General features: G+C 73.2%; 18 protein-coding genes and 1 tRNA gene. 8 read left to right on the top strand and 11 right to left on the bottom strand.

Annotated features, from left to right (window positions below; translation table 11 throughout):
* Nucleotides 1-6: 6 nt before the first annotated feature.
* Nucleotides 7-678 (top strand): hypothetical protein, encoded by a 672-nt coding sequence (locus BMY88_RS04920; protein ID WP_139220405.1) that lies wholly within the window; start codon nucleotides 7-9, stop codon nucleotides 676-678.
* A gap of 235 nt (nucleotides 679-913) precedes the next feature.
* On the opposite strand, the gene BMY88_RS04915 is transcribed toward BMY88_RS04920, so the two are convergent.
* The 5 genes from BMY88_RS04915 to BMY88_RS04895 all read right to left on the bottom strand — a co-directional run bounded on the left by BMY88_RS04915 (nucleotide 914) and on the right by BMY88_RS04895 (nucleotide 5,865).
* Nucleotides 914-1,390, bottom strand: a complete 477-nt coding sequence (locus BMY88_RS04915; protein WP_244524450.1) for a hypothetical protein — start codon at nucleotides 1,388-1,390, stop codon at nucleotides 914-916.
* A gap of 259 nt (nucleotides 1,391-1,649) precedes the next feature.
* On the bottom strand, nucleotides 1,650-2,192 hold the full coding sequence (locus BMY88_RS04910; RefSeq protein WP_091940712.1) for a hypothetical protein: 543 nt from the start codon (nucleotides 2,190-2,192) through the stop codon (nucleotides 1,650-1,652).
* A complete protein-coding gene (locus tag BMY88_RS04905) occupies nucleotides 2,189-2,548 on the bottom strand; it encodes a helix-turn-helix transcriptional regulator (RefSeq protein WP_091940709.1) in 360 nt (119 codons plus the stop codon). Before BMY88_RS04905 ends, BMY88_RS04910 begins: the two co-directional genes overlap by 4 nt.
* A 93-nt stretch (nucleotides 2,549-2,641) precedes the next feature.
* The gene (locus BMY88_RS04900) at nucleotides 2,642-5,254 is read right to left on the bottom strand and encodes a bifunctional FO biosynthesis protein CofGH (RefSeq protein ID WP_091940706.1); all 2,613 of its coding nucleotides are present in this window, start codon (nucleotides 5,252-5,254) and stop codon (nucleotides 2,642-2,644) included.
* Nucleotides 5,255-5,358: 104 nt separating this feature from the next.
* Nucleotides 5,359-5,865 carry a flavin reductase family protein gene (locus BMY88_RS04895; protein ID WP_091940704.1) on the bottom strand — a complete coding sequence of 169 codons (507 nt, stop codon included), beginning with the start codon at nucleotides 5,863-5,865 and terminating at the stop codon, nucleotides 5,359-5,361.
* A 34-nt stretch (nucleotides 5,866-5,899) separates the two neighbouring features.
* Here BMY88_RS04895 and BMY88_RS04890 point away from each other — a divergent pair, with 34 nt between their 5' ends.
* Nucleotides 5,900-7,333, top strand: coding sequence for a dihydrolipoyl dehydrogenase family protein (locus BMY88_RS04890; protein WP_244524449.1), 1,434 nt, complete (start codon nucleotides 5,900-5,902; stop codon nucleotides 7,331-7,333).
* 3 nt (nucleotides 7,334-7,336) lie between these two features.
* A complete protein-coding gene (locus tag BMY88_RS04885) occupies nucleotides 7,337-8,257 on the top strand; it encodes an NAD(+)/NADH kinase (RefSeq protein ID WP_091940702.1) in 921 nt (306 codons plus the stop codon).
* Nucleotides 8,258-8,261: 4 nt separating this feature from the next.
* Here BMY88_RS04885 and BMY88_RS04880 read toward each other — a convergent pair whose 3' ends face one another.
* The 3 genes from BMY88_RS04880 to BMY88_RS04870 form a co-directional block, all read right to left on the bottom strand.
* Nucleotides 8,262-9,050, bottom strand: a complete 789-nt coding sequence (locus BMY88_RS04880; RefSeq protein WP_211435494.1) for a transglutaminase-like domain-containing protein — start codon at nucleotides 9,048-9,050, stop codon at nucleotides 8,262-8,264.
* 221 nt (nucleotides 9,051-9,271) lie between these two features.
* Nucleotides 9,272-11,359, bottom strand: a complete 2,088-nt coding sequence (locus BMY88_RS04875) for a putative bifunctional diguanylate cyclase/phosphodiesterase (protein ID WP_244524448.1) — start codon at nucleotides 11,357-11,359, stop codon at nucleotides 9,272-9,274.
* Between the two features lie 174 nt (nucleotides 11,360-11,533).
* On the bottom strand, nucleotides 11,534-12,217 hold the full coding sequence (locus BMY88_RS04870) for a DUF4333 domain-containing protein (protein ID WP_091940700.1): 684 nt from the start codon (nucleotides 12,215-12,217) through the stop codon (nucleotides 11,534-11,536).
* A 136-nt stretch (nucleotides 12,218-12,353) separates the two neighbouring features.
* On the opposite strand from BMY88_RS04870, the gene BMY88_RS04865 reads away from it, so the two are divergent.
* Nucleotides 12,354-13,259, top strand: a complete 906-nt coding sequence (locus BMY88_RS04865) for an amidohydrolase family protein (RefSeq protein ID WP_170860970.1) — start codon at nucleotides 12,354-12,356, stop codon at nucleotides 13,257-13,259.
* 28 nt (nucleotides 13,260-13,287) lie between these two features.
* On the opposite strand, the gene BMY88_RS04860 is transcribed toward BMY88_RS04865, so the two are convergent.
* Nucleotides 13,288-13,491 carry a hypothetical protein gene (locus BMY88_RS04860; RefSeq protein ID WP_091940696.1) on the bottom strand — a complete coding sequence of 68 codons (204 nt, stop codon included), beginning with the start codon at nucleotides 13,489-13,491 and terminating at the stop codon, nucleotides 13,288-13,290.
* Between the two features lie 47 nt (nucleotides 13,492-13,538).
* Nucleotides 13,539-13,611, bottom strand: a tRNA-Arg gene (locus tag BMY88_RS04855).
* 52 nt (nucleotides 13,612-13,663) lie between these two features.
* Between BMY88_RS04855 and BMY88_RS04850 the strand changes: the two genes are divergently transcribed.
* The 4 genes from BMY88_RS04850 (at nucleotide 13,664) to BMY88_RS04835 (ending at nucleotide 16,997) form a co-directional block, all read left to right on the top strand.
* Complete coding sequence (locus BMY88_RS04850; RefSeq protein ID WP_139220403.1) at nucleotides 13,664-14,065, top strand: DUF6221 family protein; 402 nt, start codon at nucleotides 13,664-13,666, stop codon at nucleotides 14,063-14,065.
* Between the two features lie 139 nt (nucleotides 14,066-14,204).
* The gene (locus tag BMY88_RS04845; protein ID WP_091940692.1) at nucleotides 14,205-14,723 is read left to right on the top strand and encodes a single-stranded DNA-binding protein; all 519 of its coding nucleotides are present in this window, start codon (nucleotides 14,205-14,207) and stop codon (nucleotides 14,721-14,723) included.
* A 102-nt stretch (nucleotides 14,724-14,825) separates the two neighbouring features.
* Nucleotides 14,826-16,496 carry an energy-dependent translational throttle protein EttA gene (gene ettA / locus BMY88_RS04840; RefSeq protein WP_091940690.1) on the top strand — a complete coding sequence of 557 codons (1,671 nt, stop codon included), beginning with the start codon at nucleotides 14,826-14,828 and terminating at the stop codon, nucleotides 16,494-16,496.
* A gap of 87 nt (nucleotides 16,497-16,583) precedes the next feature.
* The gene (locus BMY88_RS04835) at nucleotides 16,584-16,997 is read left to right on the top strand and encodes an acyl-CoA thioesterase (RefSeq protein ID WP_170860969.1); all 414 of its coding nucleotides are present in this window, start codon (nucleotides 16,584-16,586) and stop codon (nucleotides 16,995-16,997) included.
* 9 nt (nucleotides 16,998-17,006) lie between these two features.
* On the opposite strand, the gene BMY88_RS04830 is transcribed toward BMY88_RS04835, so the two are convergent.
* Complete coding sequence (locus tag BMY88_RS04830; protein WP_091940891.1) at nucleotides 17,007-17,756, bottom strand: oxygen-binding di-iron domain-containing protein; 750 nt, start codon at nucleotides 17,754-17,756, stop codon at nucleotides 17,007-17,009.
* Between the last annotated feature and the right edge of the window lie 109 nt (nucleotides 17,757-17,865).

The raw sequence follows: 17,865 nt of genomic DNA, 5'->3' as shown, positions 1-17,865 counted from the left end.
CCATCCATGGGTGCGGTTTCGCGCTTCTCGGCTGCTGAGTGGATAGCAGAATCACTGGACCAGCAGAGTATGACGGTGGCTCACTGGGTGCCTCCGGTCTATGAGTCGTATCTCCGCATCCTTCATCCGATCGAGGCGACTGATGGGTCAGCGAGGACCCTTCGCTGGGCAGAAGTGGCGGAAGCGGCGCACCGCGAGCTCGAGGGTGATGTGTCTTGGAAGGGACTTGTGCAAAGCTATGCCATTCAGCACGGCTCGTTCGACTTGGCGGCAGAACCGCGAATCGGCTGCCTCACTGAAGATGAGGCTGACGCAGTTTTCGAGCGTCTCGCCAGCCATACGACCACACCAGAGGCGTGTTATTCGGCGTTTTCGAGCATTTACTCTTGGGTATCCGACCTCCAATCCTCTGGTCAACCGCTGTTCCGAATCGGGCCCGATCGCGAGTTCCTGCTCGTGAGGAGTTCGATTTATGAGTACGGACAGTCCGGCTATTCCGCGGCCGGTACACACTTCAGGGTGCTGCCGGATATGAGTTGGCCTGAGGGGAAAGAGTGGTTTCTGGCCACCAGCTTCGACATGGACTCCACACTTATTGGTGGAAGCGCTGAACTGATTAACTCGTTGGTTTCCGGGCCATACGAATCGATTCCGGTGACGGCCTCAACGGTCGTGTAATCCATTTGATCCGTCAGCCCGAGACGCAAGCTGTGCCTGCATTTAAGCCAACGCCGCCATCGTGCGGGACTGCTGCACGAGCAGGTGACATCTGATCTGTGGTGCCGAGGGTGCCGCTGGACGGATGTTGATCGTGCCCAAGCCCTACCCCAAGGAGTTCCGCGACGACGTTGTGAGCGTCCTGACCCGACCTGTCACCTACTCGTGCAGCAGTCCCCCTTGTGTCGTCCCGGGTTCAGTGGAGGCTCGGAACGAACGCGGCGACGGAGTCGCCGCGGTGCTGTGCGGGTAGAAGAGCTCCTCGTGCTCGACCGGGGGAATGAGGCTGATCTCGCCGTGCAGGCGTCGGTGGTTGAACCAGTGCGCCGGGGTGTCGACGTGGCCGTACGTCATCGTCGAGGTCGTCGGGATGCCAACGCGGTGCGCGGTGGAGATGATCTCCACCCAGGTCGCGGCCGGCAGCTTGCCCTTGGTCAGCCCAGCGGACGTCGTCGTCCAGGATCTCCGCCGCCGTGCCCGGCACGGAGTCGAGCCCGGCCTCCTTGGCCGCGGTGAGGAAGTCGGCGAACGACAGGCCGGTGCGCGCCGACCCGTTGACGATCTCCATCGGCGAGAACGCGTGCAGGTGGATGCCGGGCTGTCGGCGCTTCATCTCGCGCGCCAGGTCCAGGTACGCGGTGCCGGGCAGGTCGGGGTGGATGCCGCCCTGCATGCAGATCTCGGTAGCCCCGGCGGCTCAGGCGCGGTCCACCCGCTCGGCGAAGGCTTGAAACGGGATCACTACTTCCGCGCCGGCCGAGCGTCGTCGGCCTCGCGACTGTCCGGCGTTGGCCGCTACGCGACCGGGTCGTCCTCCTACTCGGGCACTTCCCCGTCGCTCGGCTCCCCATCGCGATCCCTGCGCTGCGTCGCCAGTCGTCGCGCCGCAGAGATCCGTTCGGCCGGACTCAGTACCGCGTCGCGGCGCCTGGTCACCCCCGCCGATGGCGGCTCGGGAATGGCCACCGCCCGTTGCGCTGTCGACCCAGCCAACCGATACAGCTCCGGCAGGGCGCGGAACGTCCTGCTCCCTGGCGGCGGTCTCCTTGGACCGGATGACGTCCTCCAGCGCCGCGACGCGCACCTGGATCCCCCCGAGCGAGCACCCGGGACCGATCGAGCAGGTCGTCATAGCCACCCTCGAATGCGGCCGGGCGAACGGTCAGATCGAGCTCCCCATGACGGGTCTGCAGGTTCAGCATGCGGACATCGGCCAGCGACTCCCCGGTCACCGCGAACGGAAACCCGGCGGGATCGGCCTCGGACCGGATCCGGGCGTCCAGTTCCTCGAGCGCGGGTGCCAGCCGGCCGAGGTTCTCTCGTGTCGTCCTCGGGGTCACGTCTACATCGCGCGTCGGTCGCTGCGCACCGTGCATCCGTGCCGCGTAGCCCCCCACCACCACGAACTCCATCCCGTGCCGCTCCAGGACCGCCAGGATGGGCCACGCGTCGAAGGCCTCGCCGGCCTGCGTCACGCCGACGCAATCCGGCCGGCGTCCACCAGTGCCACGAGCGCCTCGTGCCGGGCATCGGTGGCTGCGCGCTGGTCCGGTGTCATCGACGCAGAGTTCGCGTTCAGGACATCGTCATGATCGTCATAAGGCTCGAGGCGCGGTCGCAGGTCCAGATCCAACGCGGCCAGCAACTTGCCGAGGGTGGGCAGAGACGGCTGCCGGGTGCCGGCCTCGATCCGCTCCACCGTCGACCGCGGCATTCCGGCCAACTGGGCTAGTCGCGCCTGTGACACGCCGGCCTTCGCCCGCGCAGTCCGCAGCAGGTTTCCCGCGAGGGCCTGCAGGTCCTGCTGCTTTGTCGGCCCCATCCGCTTCATGTTCCCAGTGTAGCCAACTGGCGGGTGAGCGTGTGCAGCCAGACGACGGCAACCTCGACCTCGCGGTCCGGCCCGCCGGATCCGACGGCGGCCTCAGGCCGGGGTGATCGAGAGGCTGAGGTTGCGGCGGCCCTCGTCGGAGCGGGCCGTGGCCAGCCGTTCGGCGGACGGCGTCCCGTACTCGGTGGTGCGCTGGCGGGCCGGCCGGCCGATCGAGGCGGCGATCGCCTCGAGTTCGGCGATGGTCTTGAGCGAGCCGTTCTCGCTGCCCGCCATCCGGCTGATCGTCTCCTCCATCAGCGTGCCGCCGAGGTCGTTGACGCCGCCCTGCAGCACCGCCTTCGTGCCGGCCTCCGCGAGCTTCACCCACGAGGTCTGGATGTTGGGAATCCGTCCGTGCAGCAGCAGCCGGGCCACCGCGTGGATCGCCCGGTTCTCCCGCACCGTCGGCCCCGGGCGGGCGACGCCGGCCAGGTAGATCGGCGCGTTGTGGTGCACGAACGGGAGCAGCACGAACTCGGTGAAGCCGCCTGTCTCGTCCTGGATGCCGGCCAGGGTGCGCAGGTGCGCCACCCAGTGCGCGGGGGTGTCGACGTGGCCGTACATCATCGTCGAGGTCGTCGGGATGCCGACGCGGTGCGCGGTGGAGATGATCTCCACCCAGGTCGCGGCCGGCAGCTTGCCCTTGGTCAGCACCCAGCGGACGTCGTCGTCCAGGATCTCCGCCGCCGTGCCCGGCACGGAGTCGAGCCCGGCCTCCTTGGCCGCGGTGAGGAAGTCGGCGAACGACAGCCCGGTGCGCGCCGACCCGTTGACGATCTCCATCGGTGAGAACGCGTGCAGGTGGATGCCGGGCTGCCGGCGCTTCACCTCGCGCGCCAGGTCCAGGTACGCGGTGCCGGGCAGGTCGGGGTGGATGCCGCCCTGCATGCAGATCTCGGTGGCGCCCGCGGCCCAGGCACGGTCCACGCGCTCGCCGACCTCGGACAGCGACAGCGTGTAGGCGTCGGCGTCGGTGCGCCGCTGGGCGAACGCGCAGAACCGGCAGCCGGTGTAGCAGACGTTGGTGAAGTTGATGTTCCGGTTCACGACGTAGGTGACGTCGTCGCCGTTGACGTCGCGGCGGACGGCGTCGGCGAGGGCCGCCAGCGCCTCCAGGTCCCGCCCGTCCGCGCCCAGCAGTGCCAGGTACTCCGCGTCCGACAGTCCCGCCGGGTCGCGCTCGGCGTGCGCGAGCGCTGCGTGCACCTCCGGATCGCCCGCGGCTATGGCGGTGGAGTGCCCGTCACGGGCGGACGTCGTCCGGTCCCGCAGCTCGGCCCAGTCGCCGTAGACGGCGTCGAAGTCGCTGCGCCGGTCGCCGGTGCGGCCCACGGTGTCGACCTCGACGTGCAGGTCGGTGCGGCCGGTTCCCGGGCCGGTCACCACCCAGGCCTCGTCCGGCTCCTGCCACGGCAGGCCGACGGGGTTCCGCCCCTCGACCGCGAGGCCGTCCGGCCCGGCGAGCGCGGCCACGTGCGGGCGCACCCGCGGGTCCAGCCACGGCTCGGGCGACGTGACGTACGGCGGCTGGGCGGCGAGCCGCTCGCGCAGGGTGAACCCGGCGTCGGCGGACAGGGCGGCCAGCTTCTCGATGTTCGGCCAGGGCCGCTCGGGGTTCACGTGGTCGGGCGTGAGCGGGCTGACGCCGCCCCAGTCGTCGACGCCGGCCCGCAGCAGCAGCCCGAGCTCGGTGGAGTCCGACAGGTTCGGCGGCGCCTGGATGTGCGCCTTCGGGCCGAGCAGCAGCCGGGTGACGGCGACCGCGGCCACGTACTCCTGCAGCTCCAGGTCCTCGGCGGCGGCCATCGCCGTCCGCGGCTTGGCGCGGAAGTTCTGGACGATCACCTCCTGCACGTGCCCGTGCCGCTGCTGCGCGGCGCGGATCGCCAGGACGGCCTCGATCCGCTCGGCGGTGTCCTCGCCGATGCCGAGCAGCACGCCGGTGGTGAACGGGACGGCGGAGCGGCCGGCGTCCTCCAGCACCCGCAGCCGGACGGCGGGCTCCTTGTCCGGGCTGCCGAAGTGCGGGCCACCGGGCTCCGACCACAGCCGGGTCGCCGTCGTCTCCAGCATCATCCCCATCGACGCCGAGACCGGCTTCAGCCGCTGGATCTCCTCCCACGACAGCACGCCGGGGTTCAGGTGAGGGAGCAGGCCCGTCTCCTCCAGCACCCGGATCGCCATCGCCCGCAGGTAGCCCAGCGTCGAGTCGAAGCCGTGCGCCTCCAGCCACTCGGCGGCCACCGGCCAGCGCGCCTCGGGGCGGTCGCCGAGGGTGAACAGGGCCTCCTTGCAGCCCAGCGCCGCGCCCTGGCGGGCGATGTCGAGCACCTCGTCGGGGGAGAGGAACGGCGCCTTGCCCTCGGCGCGCAACTGCCCCGGGGTGGTCACGAACGTGCAGTAGTGGCAGCGGTCGCGGCACAGGTGGGTGAGCGGGATGAACACCTTGCGGCTGTAGGTCACCACGCCCGGCCGGCCAGCGGAGGCGAGCCCGGCGTCGCGCACGCGGGCGGCCGCGGTGAGCAGCCGGTCGAGGGGGTCGCCCTCGGCCAGGCCGCGGGCGGAGAGCAGTGCTTCGGCCTCGGCGGCGTCGAGCGGGACCCCCCGCTCGGCGCGGGCGAGCGCGCGGCGCAGGGCGTGGGCGGGAGCGGGCTGCGAAGTCATGGCCCCCGCACGCTATCCCCGCGGGGTGTCGGTGCCGTTGCGCGAGGAGGGTCTCGCGCCCGAAAGGCACCCTCCCCGGGGACCCCCGAACGCGAAATGCCCCGTCAGGACGCCGGCGGGCCCAGGTAGCGACCGCGGAAACGCAGCAGCGGATCGCCGTCGCCGGGGGGCACCGGGACGCCGACCACCTCCAGCAGCGCGAGCACGTGGTCGCCGGCCTCGACCACGCGGTCCAGTCGGCAGTCCAGGCCGACCAGCCCGCCGTCGAGCACGATCGCGGCGCTGTCGGGCGCGCGGTGCCACGGCACGGACTCCAGCAGGTGCCGCGCGCTGGGCCGCCCCGCGGAGGAGAACCGGCTGGCCAGGATCGCCTGGTCCGCGGCGAGGACGGTCAGCGCGCAGCGGCCGACGTCCTCCAGCACCTCCCGCGGGTACCCCTGCGCGGTCAGGCCGACGGCGACCAGCGGCGGGACGGCGGACACGCTGGTCACCGAGGTGACGGTGGTGCCGACGTCGTCGATGCCGTCCCGCACGGTCATCAGCGCGACCCCGGCGGCGTACTGGCGCAGCGCCGCGGCGAAGTCGGCGGCGTCGACCGGGCCGGAATTCATGGCGGCCAGTCGACCACACCGCCAGGATGGGCCGGTGACAGACGAGCGGACGTACGACGTCGTCGTGGTGGGGGCCGGCTCGACCGGCGAGAACGTGGCCGACATCGTCGTCCGCGGCGGGTTGTCCGCGGCGCTCGTCGAGGCCGAACTGGTCGGCGGTGAGTGCTCCTACTGGGCGTGCATGCCCAGCAAGGCGCTGCTGCGCGGCACCGAGGCGATCGCCGCCGCCCGGGGGGTGTCCGGGGCGTCGGCGGCCGTCACCGGCGAGCAGGACGTGCAGGCCACGCTGGCCCGCCGGGACTCGTTCACCTCGAGCTGGTCCGACGACGGGCAGGCGCAGTGGGTGGCCGGCGCCGGCATCGACCTGGTCCGCGGCAGCGCGCGGCTCGACGGCGAGCGCGTCGTCGTCGTCACCGGCGCCGACGGCACCGAGACCCGGCTGGCCGCCACGCACGCCGTCGCGCTGTGCACCGGGTCGGAGGCCGCGGTGCCGCCGGTGGAGGGCCTGCGCGACGTGGACCCCTGGACGCCGCGCGAGGCGACCAGCGCCAAGGAGGTGCCCGGCCGGCTGGTCGTGATCGGCGGCGGCTACGTCGGCTGCGAGATGGCGACCGCCTGGAGTGCGCTGGGCTCCACCGTGACCGTGCTGGAGCGCGGCGAGCGGCTGCTGGCCAACGCCGAGCCCGTCGCCGGGGACGCGGTGGCCGCCGCCCTGCGCGGGGCCGGGGTCGACGTCCGGCTGGGTGCCGCGGTGCAGTCGGCCCGCCGGGAGGGCACCGAGGTCGTGGTGACCGTGTCCGACGGCGACGGCCCCGCCGAGGAGATCCGCGGCGACCAGGTTCTCGTCGCCGCCGGCCGCCGGGCGCGCACGCACGACATCGGCCTGGAGACCGTCGGCCTCGAGGGCCGCGGCTACCTCGACGTCGACGAGTCGCTGCAGGTCCGCGGCGTGCCCTGGCTGTACGGCGTCGGTGACGTCAACGGCCGCGCGCTGCTCACCCACATGGGCAAGTACCAGGCCCGGCAGGCGGGCGCGGCGATCGTCGCCCGCGCGACGGGGGCCGACGTCGACCTCTCGGCCTGGTCGCCGTTCGTGGCCACCGCCGACACCGAGGCGGTGCCGTCGGTCGTCTTCACCGACCCGCAGGTGGCCAGCGTCGGCCTGACCGCCGCGAGGGCGGCCGAGTCCGGCCGCCCGCACCGGGTCGTGGAGTACCCGCTCGGCAACGTGGCCGGCTCGTCCCTGCACCGGGACGGCTACGAGGGGACGGCGATCGCGGTCGTCGACACCGAGCGCGAGGTGCTGCTCGGGGTGACCTTCGTCGGCCCGGACGTCGCCGAGCTGCTGCACTCGGCGGTGGTCGCCGTCGCCGGCGAGGTGCCACTGGCCCGGCTGTGGCACGCGGTCCCGGCCTACCCGACGATGAGCGAGGTCTGGCTGCGCCTGCTCGAGACCTGGCGCGGCTGAGGCGTGGCGCGGATCGGGCTGGTCCTACATCCCACCCGCGACTGCACCGCCGCGGTCGGCCAGGTCGCCGACTGGGCGCGTGACGGGGACGCCGAGCTCGTGGCCGCGACCGCCGACGCCCGCCGGGTCGGCGTGGAGGGGGTGACCCCCGTGCCGGCGGAGGTGCTCGCGGGCACCTGCGACGGCATCATCGCGATGGGCGGGGACGGCACCATCCTCGGCGCGATGCGGCTGGTCAGCGGCCGGCCGGTGCCCGTGCTCGGGGTGAACCTCGGCCACCTGGGCTTCCTGGCCGAGGTCGAGGGGCGCGAGCTGCGCGAGGCGCTCACCGCGATGGCGGAGGGCCGGGTGACCACGGAGTCCCGCGGCTGCCTCGTCGTCCGGCACCGCGACTGGGAGTGGCTGGCCTTCAACGACGCCGTGCTGGCCCGCGTCCCGGGGGAGGGGATGGTCAGCGCCACCCTCTCGGTCGGCGGCCAGCCCTACGGGCACCTGCGCTGCGACGCGGTGATCCTGGCGACGGCGATGGGCTCCACCGCCTACAACTACGCCGCCGGCGGACCGGTCGTCAGCCCCGGCATCGAGGGCGTGCTGGTCACCCCGGCGGCGCCCATGTCGGGCATCTCCCGGTCGGTGCTGCTGGCGCCCAGCGAGCCGCTGCGGCTGGCGATCGAGGGCGGCAGCCCGGCGATGGAGTTCGACGGCGTGCTGGGCGGCCGGCTCAAGCCCGGGGACTCGGTCGAGGTGACCTACCGGGCGCGCGCCGGGCAGCTCGTGCGGATCGAGGGGTCGCGGTCGGCGGCGCGCAGCCGGGTCAAGCTCTCCCTCATCGACCTGCCCTACCTGCCCGGGGAGCTCCTCGAGCTGCTGCCGCGGGAGCAGCGGGAACGGCTGGGCGAGGCGACCGACCCGCGACAGCCCTGACCGCTCACGGCAGTGGCACCGGTTCGGTCGTGAGCCCGGGCAGGTCGCCGTCCACGGTGGCGGTGACCAGCATCGACTCGAACCGCGCCACCCCGCCGCCGAGGAGGGTGAGGAACGCGGTGTCGGCGGCGTCGCGGCCGGCGCCGATGCGCACCAGCGAGCGGGTCGGCGCCAACCGGGTGGCGTCCACGACGCACCAGGTGCCGTCGACGTCGGCCTCGACGACGGCGTGGAAGTCCATCGGGTCCAGGCCCGGGGCGTAGACGGCGACCAGCCGGGCGGGCACCTCCAGCGCGCGCAGCAGCGTCACGGTCAGGTGGGCGTAGTCGCGGCAGACGCCCTGGCCGAGCAGCAGCGTGTCGACGGCGGTGTCCACCGGCCGGCTGGCACCCGAGACGTAGCTGAGCCGGTCGTGCACCCACCCGGCCACGGTCGCGACGAGCTCGGCCCGGGGCCGGGTGCGGTCGAACTCGGTGGCGGCGTAGCCCTCCAGCTGGTCCGAGGGGCAGTACCGGCTGGGGCGCAGCGCCTCGGCCCCGTCGGCGGGGGTGACCGGGCGGGGCGGGCCGGTGAGGTCGACCGAGGCGGTGTAGGCCACCGTCGTCGTCCCCTCGCGGAGCTCCACCCGGTGCACCCGGGCGTCCCCGACGGCGAACTCCTCGACCGCGAGCGGCTCCCCGTCGCACAGCACCGTGAGCTGCTCGGTGACCGGCGCCGCGACCGCGACCTGCAGCAATGCCGTCGCCGGGCCGGTGGAGGAGACGGTCATGGTGGCGGCGACGTCGATGGGCATGAGCGGCATCCTGACCCGCCGCCGGCCCGGTCGCCGGTCGGAATCACCGCCGTCCCCCAGCCGTCACGTGCCGGTCACACGGCCGGGGCGGGATGCGGTCCCGGCGGCCTCGTGCTCTGCGTCCGGGGGGACGCAGAGCACGGAGCCACCGCCGGTCGGCTCGTGCTCTGCCCACCCGGGCGGGCAGAGCACGGACGCGCTGAGTAGCCGGCCCGGGCCGGCTACTCGCGGACGGGCGGGGTCTCGCCGGTGTCGTCGAGGACGGCGTACAGGTGCGGCACGTCGGGCAGGCCGCCGGTGCGGGGCGTGAGCACGGGCTCCGGGTCGGCGGTGTCGGTGGCCTCGGCGTCGGCGCCCCCGGTGTCGTCGGCCTCGGCCTCGGCCCGGGCGTCGAACTGCACCGTCACCGGGCCGGGGAGGACGGGGGGCCGGAAGGGCAGCACCTCGCCGGTCGTCTCGGCCAGCGCGGCGACCTCGGTGTCGGCGCCGACGATCACGCCCTCGGCGGTCAGCGGCTCGTCGTTGCGCACCTCCGCCGGCACGAGCTGGGCCACGACGGCGTCCTCGCCCGCCGTCCCGGTCCGCCCGGGCAGCGGCGCCGGCCGGCCGAACGCGAAGCCCTGGGCCATGGCGCAGCCGTGCTCGCGCAGCCAGTCGGCCTGGTCGAGGTCCTCGATGCCCTCGGCGATGACCTGGAGCCCCATGCCGAGACCGAGCTGCACGAGCCCCTGCACGAGCGCGGCGGTGGAGGGCTGGGTCACCACGTCGGCGACGAACGAGCGGTCGATCTTGACCGTGTGGATCGGCAGCCGGTGCAGCGCGGTGATGGCGGAGTAGCCGGTGCCGAAGTCGTCCAGGGCGAGGGTCACGCCGTGGTCGGTGACCTCGCTGACGGCCTGGAGGGTCGCGTCGGCGGCGAACAGCGCCGTCGACTCGGTGATCTCCAGCTCGAGCCGCTCCGGGGGCAGGCCCGACACGGCCAGCGCGTCGATGACGAGGTCGCTGAACCCGGGCTCGGCCAGGTGGCGGGCGGAGATGTTGACGTGCACCCGCAGGCCGGCGGGCCAGCCGGCCGCGTCGTGGCAGGCCTGGTGCAGCACCCAGGCGCCGAGCTTGGAGGTGAGGCGGTTGTCCTCGGCGCACGCCAGGAAGGCGCCCGGCGGCAGCAGCCCGCGCGTGGGGTGCTGCCAGCGGATGAGCGCCTCGTAGCCCAGCAGCGTCTCGTCGGCCAGCGACACGATCGGCTGGTAGAACAGCCGCAGCTCGTCGCCCTCGAGGGCGTGGCGCAGGTCCGCCGACAGCTGGAGCTGGTCGATCTCGTCGTCGGACAGCACGCCGTCGTAGACCTCGATGCGGGCGCGGCTGCCGTCGGACTTGGCGCGTGTGAGGGCGCCGTGCGCCTGGCGGAGCAGGTCGTCGGGGGCGACGTCGGAGCCCAGGGTGAGCCCGACGCTCGCCGACAGCACGATCTCGCGGCCGCCGACGACGAACGGGTCGTCGAGGACCGACAGCAGCCGGTCGGCCAGCGCGCGCAGTCCGTCGAGGTCCTCGACGTCCTCGGCCAGGATCAGGAACTCGTCCCCGCCCAGCCGGACCGCGGTGTCCTCGACCCGGGTGCTCCAGCGCAGCCGGTCGGCGACCTGGGTGAGCACGTGGTCGCCGGCCTCGTGGCCGAGCGCGTCGTTGACCGCCTGGAACCGGTCCAGGTCCAGGTGGACCAGGCCCACCTGGAGCCCGCGGCGCTTGGACAGCGCCAGCGCGTGGTTGAGCCGGTCGCCCAGGGCGCGCCGGTTGGGCAGGCCGGTCAACGGGTCGGTGAACGCCCGCCGGACCAGGTCCTCCTCGGCGCGACGCCGGTCGGTGACGTCGACGAAGGAGAGGACGACGAAGTGCGGCCGGCCGTCGCTGCGGTGCACGACCTCGTGCGCCTGCTGGACGAACAGCTCGCTGCCGTCGGCTCGGCGGAGCTGGCGCTCGCCGTCCAGCCGCAGCCACGGGTCCAGCTCCGCGGACCCGTCCGAGGGCAGCTCGGGCACGGGCGCCTCGTCCGGGTGGGCGAGCAGGTCGACGTGCCGGCCCACGAGGTCGGCGTGGGTGCGGCCGGTCAGCGCGCACAGCGCCTCGTTGACGACGAGGAAGTGGCCGTCGAGGCCCACCAGGGCCTTGGGCACCGGTGCGGTGAGGAAGAGGGCGCGGAAGAGCTGACCGCGGTCGGCCAGCAGCGTGTCGATCGCACGCAGCCGGCCGGCGGCGCCGTCGCCTACCTGGCCCGGTCGGGGCCTCGGGACGTCGTGGGCGTGCAGGGTCACCGGTACAGCGTGCTGCACCGACGGCGTGGAGTGACGGAACCCGTCCTCGGAATGTCGTGGTCAACCGATCACACTGTGTGAGATCGCGAGGCCGCGGTGTCCGGAGTGAGTGGTGGGACGGCGGCAGCGGGAATCCCGCCGTCCCCGGGACCGCGGATCGGCGCCGGACGGGGGTCAGGCGGCCTCGTAGGTGACCGTCCCATCGTCGGCCACGGTGACGAGCAGGTCGACGGAGTCGCCGGTGTCGGTGTCGCTCGCGGTGCACACCAGCGGCTCGGTGAGCCCGCCGACGACGACCGTGAACTGGGTGTCGCAGCTGATGTCGATCGGGGTGCCCTCCTCGTTCTGCGACACCGCCTCGTCGTAGAGGTAGGACTCGACGTCGGCGATGACCACGTACTGGTCGTCGCTGGTGATCTCGACGTTCCCCTCGTCGTCGCTCTGCCGGACGGTGAACGACGTCCCCTGGCCGTCGAGCACCGCGCTGCAGGAGAAGGTGCTGCCGGCCTCGGGCTCGATGCCGGAGGGGCAGTCGACGTCGGTCGCCGCCACCCCGGTGACCTCCTGGGTGAGGGCGCTGATCTGCTCCTCGACCTCCGCGGTGTCCAGCCTCTCGCCGCCGAACAGGAGCAGGGCGCCGACGCCGAGGCCGCCGAGGGCCACGACCGTGCCGGCGACCGAGCCGACGATCAGGCCGGTGCGCCGGCGCCTGGGCTGCGGGGGAGCGAAGCCTCCGCCGGGCGGGTAGGCGCCGTACTGCTGCGGCGCCCCGTACTGCTGCGGGGCTCCGTACTGCTGCGGGGCATACGGCTGCTGGACGTGGGGACCGGCGGCGCGCGGGTCCTGGATCTGGGTCATGGCTCCTCCTGCTGGGCTGGTGGGGGAACCGTGCCGCGGGCACCTTCGGCCGGACTTGCGGAGCACTTGTGCCGGTGATGCGGTGGCCGGTACGCACCCGGCCGCCGCGTCTTGCCGCCGGGGGAGGGAGGACTCGATGGCGACCGGAGCCCGCGACGACGTCCGGCTGGTCGACGCGCACACGCACACGCAGCCCTCCGCCGCGGCCGCCCGGGCGTTCGTCGAGGGCCTGGGCATGCCGGTGGAGCGCGAGGGGACACCGGCCGACCTGGTGGCGACCATGGACCGGGTCGGCGTCGCGTGGTCCCTGATCGTCTCCCTCGTGTTCGCGCAGGACGCCGTCGACGCGGCGGTCGCGGGCGGGGCGGACCGCGATGCGGCGACCGCGGACGTGCTGCGGAGCTGGCACGAGCTGAACGCCTGGGCCGCCGGAGCGGCCGCGGCGTCCGGGGGCCGGCTGCGGGCGGTGGTGGGCGTGGACCCGGTCCTCATGAGCACCGCGGAGATCGACCGCGAGGTGCGGGCCCACCTGGCCGCGGGCGCCGGCGGCATCAAGGTGGCGCCGATGTTCCTCCGCCTGCGCCCGGACGACGAGCGGATGGAGGCCGTCTGGCGGCTGGCGGTCGAGCTCGACGTCCCCGTCCTCTCGGAGTGCGGCGCCACCGCCTACGGCGGGACCGAGGTGTTCGGCCACCCGCGGTACTTCGCCGAGGTGGTCCGCAGCTATCCGGCGCTCCGCCTGCAACTGGCGCACCTGGGCCTGGGAGCCGAGGAGGACATGGCCGAGGTGGTGCGCCTGTCCGACACCGTCGTCACCGACACCGCCATGCGGCTCGGCGGCAGGGGCCGGCCCCTCGACACCGCGGGGATCACGGAGACGATCCGCCGGATCGGGGTCGACCGCGTCGTGTTCGGCACGAACTACCCGATGATCGACCAGGCCGACCACGCCGCGGCGCTGCGCTCCCTGCCGCTCGACGACGAGGAGCTGCACCAGGTCGGATACGCCAACGCCGCACGGCTGTGGGGCGGGGCGGGCTGACCCGGTCGCCGCCGTCCGGCCGGACCGCTCAGCAGCGGGTGCAGCGGCGGACGGCGTGCCGCGTGGCGGTGGCCGCGACGTGGGCGTTCTCGCGCGAGGTGAACGGGCCGTGCCACCGGCCGTTCTCCGGCCGCGTCCCCTGCGTGCCCTGACCGTGGTTGCAGAACGTGCAGTGGGCGAGGTGGATCGTGGCGCGGTCGCCCCGCCGGTCCTCGTACACCCAGTAGCGCATGTCCGGACCGTAGCCGCGGGTGCCGTTCCCACCCCGTCGTTCGACGGCGCGCCCGGCAGGACTCGAACCTGCGGCCAAGTGCTTAGAAGGCACCTGCTCTATCCGCTGAGCTACGGGCGCTCGCGCCCGATCATCGCACCCGGCCCGGGCCGCACAGGGCAGCATGACCGCCGTGGACCTGGCCGAGTTCCTGCTCGCACGCATCACCGACGACGAGAACACCGCCCGCGGCTCGACCCCCGGCCCGTGGCGGTGGTTCCCCGGTCGCGCGGGGCTGCCCGCCTTCCTGGAGTCCACCGGGGCCAAGGCGACGCACTGGGTGGAGGGGCAGTCGTTCCAGGCGCCCACCGTCGTGCTGGGCACCAACCAGGGCGTGATGCTCCGGGTGCGCGGGCGCGACGCCGAGCACATCGCCGCCTGGCACCCCACCCGGGTCATCGCCGAGTGCCGGGCCAAGCGGGCGCTGCTGGACGGCGTGGGGAGCGTCGATCCGGTGGCCTACGACCTCGTGCTGCGCAGCCTGGCGGTCCCCTACGCCGACCACCCCGACTACCGCGAGGAGTGGCGCCCCTGAGGGGGTTCCTCCACAGGCGGGGGCGCCGTCCACAGATGCGGGCGAACCAGGGACGGCGTGCTCCCGCCGGCGGAGGGTCGGACCAGGCCGGCACGTCGCCGGTCGCGCCGCACGGGCGCCCCGACCGGAGGAGAACCCCATGCCCGACACCGACATCACCGTGGTGGGCCGCGTCGCCACCGCCCCCCGCCGCGCGCGGCTGGAGAGCGGCAGCCACGTGACCAACTTCCGCATCGCCTCGACCGCCCGGCGCTTCGACCGCGGGACACAGGAGTGGGTCGACGCCGAGACCTTCTGGTCCGACGTCGAGTGCTGGGACGAGCTGGGCGGCAACGTCATCCGCAGCCTCAGCAAGGGCGACGCCGTCGTGGTCGTCGGCCGGCTCTGGACGAGGGACTACGAGTCGGCGAACGGGCGCGGCAGCACGTCGCAGATCCGGGCCGACTCGGTGGGCCCCGACCTGCGCCACGGCTGGGCCGACTACACCCGCGCGCCGCGCAGCCCCCGGCCGGAGGCGGCCCCGGCCGAGGAGGCCGAGGAGTTCGCCGAGCCGGTGCCGTTCGACGCGCCGCCGACCGACGAGGACTACATCGTGGACCCCGAGACGTTGTCCCCGGTGGACCTCGATCCGGAAGTCCGGGAACCGGCTCTCCGGTAACGCCCCGGAACTGGGAGGATCGAGGCGAGAACGCAGGGGGCGGGGCCGGCCCGGCCGGTCCCGCCGCCCACTCGCGAACCCGACGGAAGGCTCCAAGGCCCAGTGGCTCAGTACATCTACACGATGGTCCGCGCGCGCAAGGCGCACGGCGACAAGGTGATCCTCGACGACGTCACCCTGTCGTTCCTGCCCGGCGCGAAGATCGGTGTCGTCGGCCCGAACGGCGCCGGCAAGTCGACCGTGCTCCAGATCATGGCCGGCATGCAGCACCCGTCCAACGGCGACGCGAACCTGGCGCCCGACGCCACGGTCGGCATCCTGCTGCAGGAGCCGCCGCTGAACGAGCAGCTCGACGTCCGCGGCAACGTGGAGGAGGCCGTCAAGCCGCTGCGCGACGCGCTGACCCGCTTCGAGGAGGTCAGCGCCGCGATGGGCGAGCCCGACGCCGACTTCGACGCGCTGATGGCCGAGCAGGGCGAGCTCATGGAGGTCATCGAGCAGCACGACGGCTGGGAGCTCGACGCCCGCATCGAGCAGGCGATGGACGCGCTCCGCTGCCCGCCCGGCGACGCCGACGTCACGGTCCTGTCCGGTGGCGAGCGCCGCCGCGTCGCGCTGTGCAAGCTGCTGCTCGAGGCGCCGGACCTGCTCCTGCTCGACGAGCCCACCAACCACCTCGACGCGGAGAGCGTGGCCTGGCTGGAGCAGCACCTGGAGAAGTACGCCGGCACCGTCGTCGCCGTCACCCACGACCGGTACTTCCTGGACAACGTCGCCCAGTGGATCCTCGAACTCGACCGCGGCCGGGCCTACCCCTACGAGGGCAACTACTCCACCTACCTGGAGACCAAGGCCGCCCGCCTGCAGGTGGAGGGCGCCAAGGACGCCAAGCGCGCCAAGCGCCTCAAGGATGAGCTCGAGTGGGTCCGCTCGGGCGCCAAGGCCCGGCAGGCCAAGAGCAAGGCCCGCCTCGCCCGCTACGAGGAGATGGCCGCGGAGGCCGACAAGTTCCGCAAGCTCGACTTCGAGGAGATCCAGATCCCCCCGGGCCCGCGGCTGGGCTCCGTCGTCGTGGAGACCAAGCACCTGACCAAGGGCTTCGGCGACCGCGTCCTCATCGACGACCTCTCCTTCACGCTGCCGCGCAACGGCATCGTGGGCGTCGTCGGCCCCAACGGCGCCGGCAAGACCACCCTGTTCAAGATGCTGGTCGGCGAGGAGAAGCCCGACGACGGCGAGATCAAGGTCGGCGAGACGGTCAAGCTGTCCTACGTCGAGCAGAACCGCAGCGGCATCGACCCGAAGAAGACGCTGTGGGACGTCGTCTCCGACGGCCTCGACCACATCAAGGTCGGCAACGTCGAGATGCCCTCGCGCGCCTACGTGGCCGCGTTCGGCTTCAAGGGGCCGGACCAGCAGAAGCCGGCCGGCGTCCTGTCCGGTGGTGAGCGCAACCGGCTGAACCTCGCGCTGACCCTGAAGCAGGGCGGCAACCTGCTGCTGCTCGACGAGCCGACCAACGACCTGGACGTCGAGACGCTCACCAGCCTGGAGAGCGCGCTGCTGGAGTTCCCCGGCTGCGCCGTCGTCGTGAGCCACGACCGGTGGTTCCTCGACCGCGTGGCGACGCACATCCTCGCCTACGAGGGCGAGAGCAGGTGGTTCTGGTTCGAGGGCAACTTCGCCGACTACGAGAAGAACAAGGTCGAGCGGCTCGGGCAGGACGCCACCAGGCCGCACCGGGCGACGTACCGCAAGCTCTCCCGCGACTAGGAACCCCAGCACCCGCCGGCGGCCGGTCGGAGCCTCGCGCTCCGACCGGCCGACGCGGTTCCGGGTGCGTGCGGCAGGGTGGTCGCCGTGAGGCACACCGTGCAGGTCCCGATGCGCTGGTCGGACATGGACGCCTACGGGCACGTCAACAACGTCGTGTTCCTGCAGTACTTCGAGATGGCCCGCGTCGACCTGTTCTTCGAGCGCGCCTCGCTCGAGGAACGCACCGGGCTGCGGCGGGGCACGGTCGTGGCGTCCCACGAGATCCGGTACCGGCTGCCGGTGGTCTACAGCGCCCGCCCGCTCGACGTGCACATCTGGGTCTCCGGCGTCCGGGCGGCGGCGTTCACCTGCCACTACGAGGTGTTCGACGGGCCCCGGCTCGCGGTCACCGGCAGCACCCTGCTCGTGCCGTACGACTTCGACCTCGGCCGGCCGCGCCGGATCACGCCCGACGAGAAGGAGTTCCTCGCCCGCTGGACCGACGAGCCCAGCACCTGAGCCCCGCGGTCAGCCGCCGGCCGGCGACACCGCCCCCCGGGCCCGGGTCCCCTCGTCGGCCAGTCGCTGCTCGTAGGTGCCGGCGAGGTCCCGGAGCGCCTGCTCGCAGTCCCCGGCGAAGACCGGGCCGTGCATGAGCGCGAGCCGAGCCGGGTGCAGGTCCGCCAGCCCGCGGATTGTCGGCGCGGTCGCGGGCGTGAGGCACGTTGCCCGGAACACGTCCTCGGCCTGCGCGGCGGGGCCGACGACGTCCGCCTCGGTGAGGTCCGGGCTGGCGCCCAGGGCGGTGAACAGGTCGCCGCACAGCAGGGTGCCGGTGGTCTCCTCGAACACCACCCCCGCGTCCCACCCGTGCGGCACGTGCGGGGTGTCGAGGTGCCGGACGCGCCGCCCGCCGACGTCGATGACCTCGCCGTCCGCCAGCGGCCGCGGCGGCCGGTCGGCGAGGTCGGCGACGGACACGATGCAGCCCATCGCGCCGTGCGCGACCTGCGCCCGGGGCGCGGCCTCGAGCCAGTCGTTCATCGCCCCGCACTCGTCGGCCTCCACGTGGCCGAACGTGATCCATCGCAGGTCCGCCACCGGCATCACCCGCGCCATCGCCTCGGACACCAGGGGGAACAGCGCACGGAGGCCGGTGTGGAACAGCAGCGGCTCGTCGGCGACGACGAGGTACTGGTTGAACTGGAAGTCGGCGTCCGGGACGTACGTCGACAGCCGGTAGAGGTCCGGCGCGATCTCGGTGACGGTCGTTTCCACGTGGAGCCTCCTCGGGGCGCCGACGGGCCGGGACAGGAGTGTCCCGCGCGGCCACCGGTCCGCACAGCCCCCTCGGCGCCCCCGAAGCGGTCCGTAGTCTGCGGCGGGG

Origin of the sequence: Trujillonella endophytica, from assembly GCF_900110555.1 — a bacterium.
Classification (GTDB): Bacteria; Actinomycetota; Actinomycetes; order Mycobacteriales; family Geodermatophilaceae; genus Trujillonella; species Trujillonella endophytica.
Note: the sequence above shows the minus strand (reverse complement) of the source record. Positions and strands in the feature narration are given on the sequence as shown.

Bases quoted from the DNA above. Each gene is read 5' to 3' on its own strand.
- BMY88_RS04905 (WP_091940709.1), bottom strand. From the start codon at position 2,548: ATGAAGCGGATGGGGCCGACAAAGCAGCAGGACCTGCAGGCCCTCGCG.
- BMY88_RS04915 (WP_244524450.1), bottom strand. From the start codon at position 1,390: ATGCAGGGCGGCATCCACCCCGACCTGCCCGGCACCGCGTACCTGGAC.
- BMY88_RS04870 (WP_091940700.1), bottom strand. From the start codon at position 12,217: ATGACCCAGATCCAGGACCCGCGCGCCGCCGGTCCCCACGTCCAGCAG.
- BMY88_RS04920 (WP_139220405.1), top strand. From the start codon at position 7: ATGGGTGCGGTTTCGCGCTTCTCGGCTGCTGAGTGGATAGCAGAATCA.
- BMY88_RS04880 (WP_211435494.1), bottom strand. From the start codon at position 9,050: ATGCCCATCGACGTCGCCGCCACCATGACCGTCTCCTCCACCGGCCCG.
- BMY88_RS04860 (WP_091940696.1), bottom strand. From the start codon at position 13,491: ATGCGCTACTGGGTGTACGAGGACCGGCGGGGCGACCGCGCCACGATC.
- BMY88_RS04865 (WP_170860970.1), top strand. From the start codon at position 12,354: ATGGCGACCGGAGCCCGCGACGACGTCCGGCTGGTCGACGCGCACACG.
- BMY88_RS04900 (WP_091940706.1), bottom strand. From the start codon at position 5,254: ATGACTTCGCAGCCCGCTCCCGCCCACGCCCTGCGCCGCGCGCTCGCC.
- BMY88_RS04845 (WP_091940692.1), top strand. From the start codon at position 14,205: ATGCCCGACACCGACATCACCGTGGTGGGCCGCGTCGCCACCGCCCCC.
- BMY88_RS04895 (WP_091940704.1), bottom strand. From the start codon at position 5,865: ATGAATTCCGGCCCGGTCGACGCCGCCGACTTCGCCGCGGCGCTGCGC.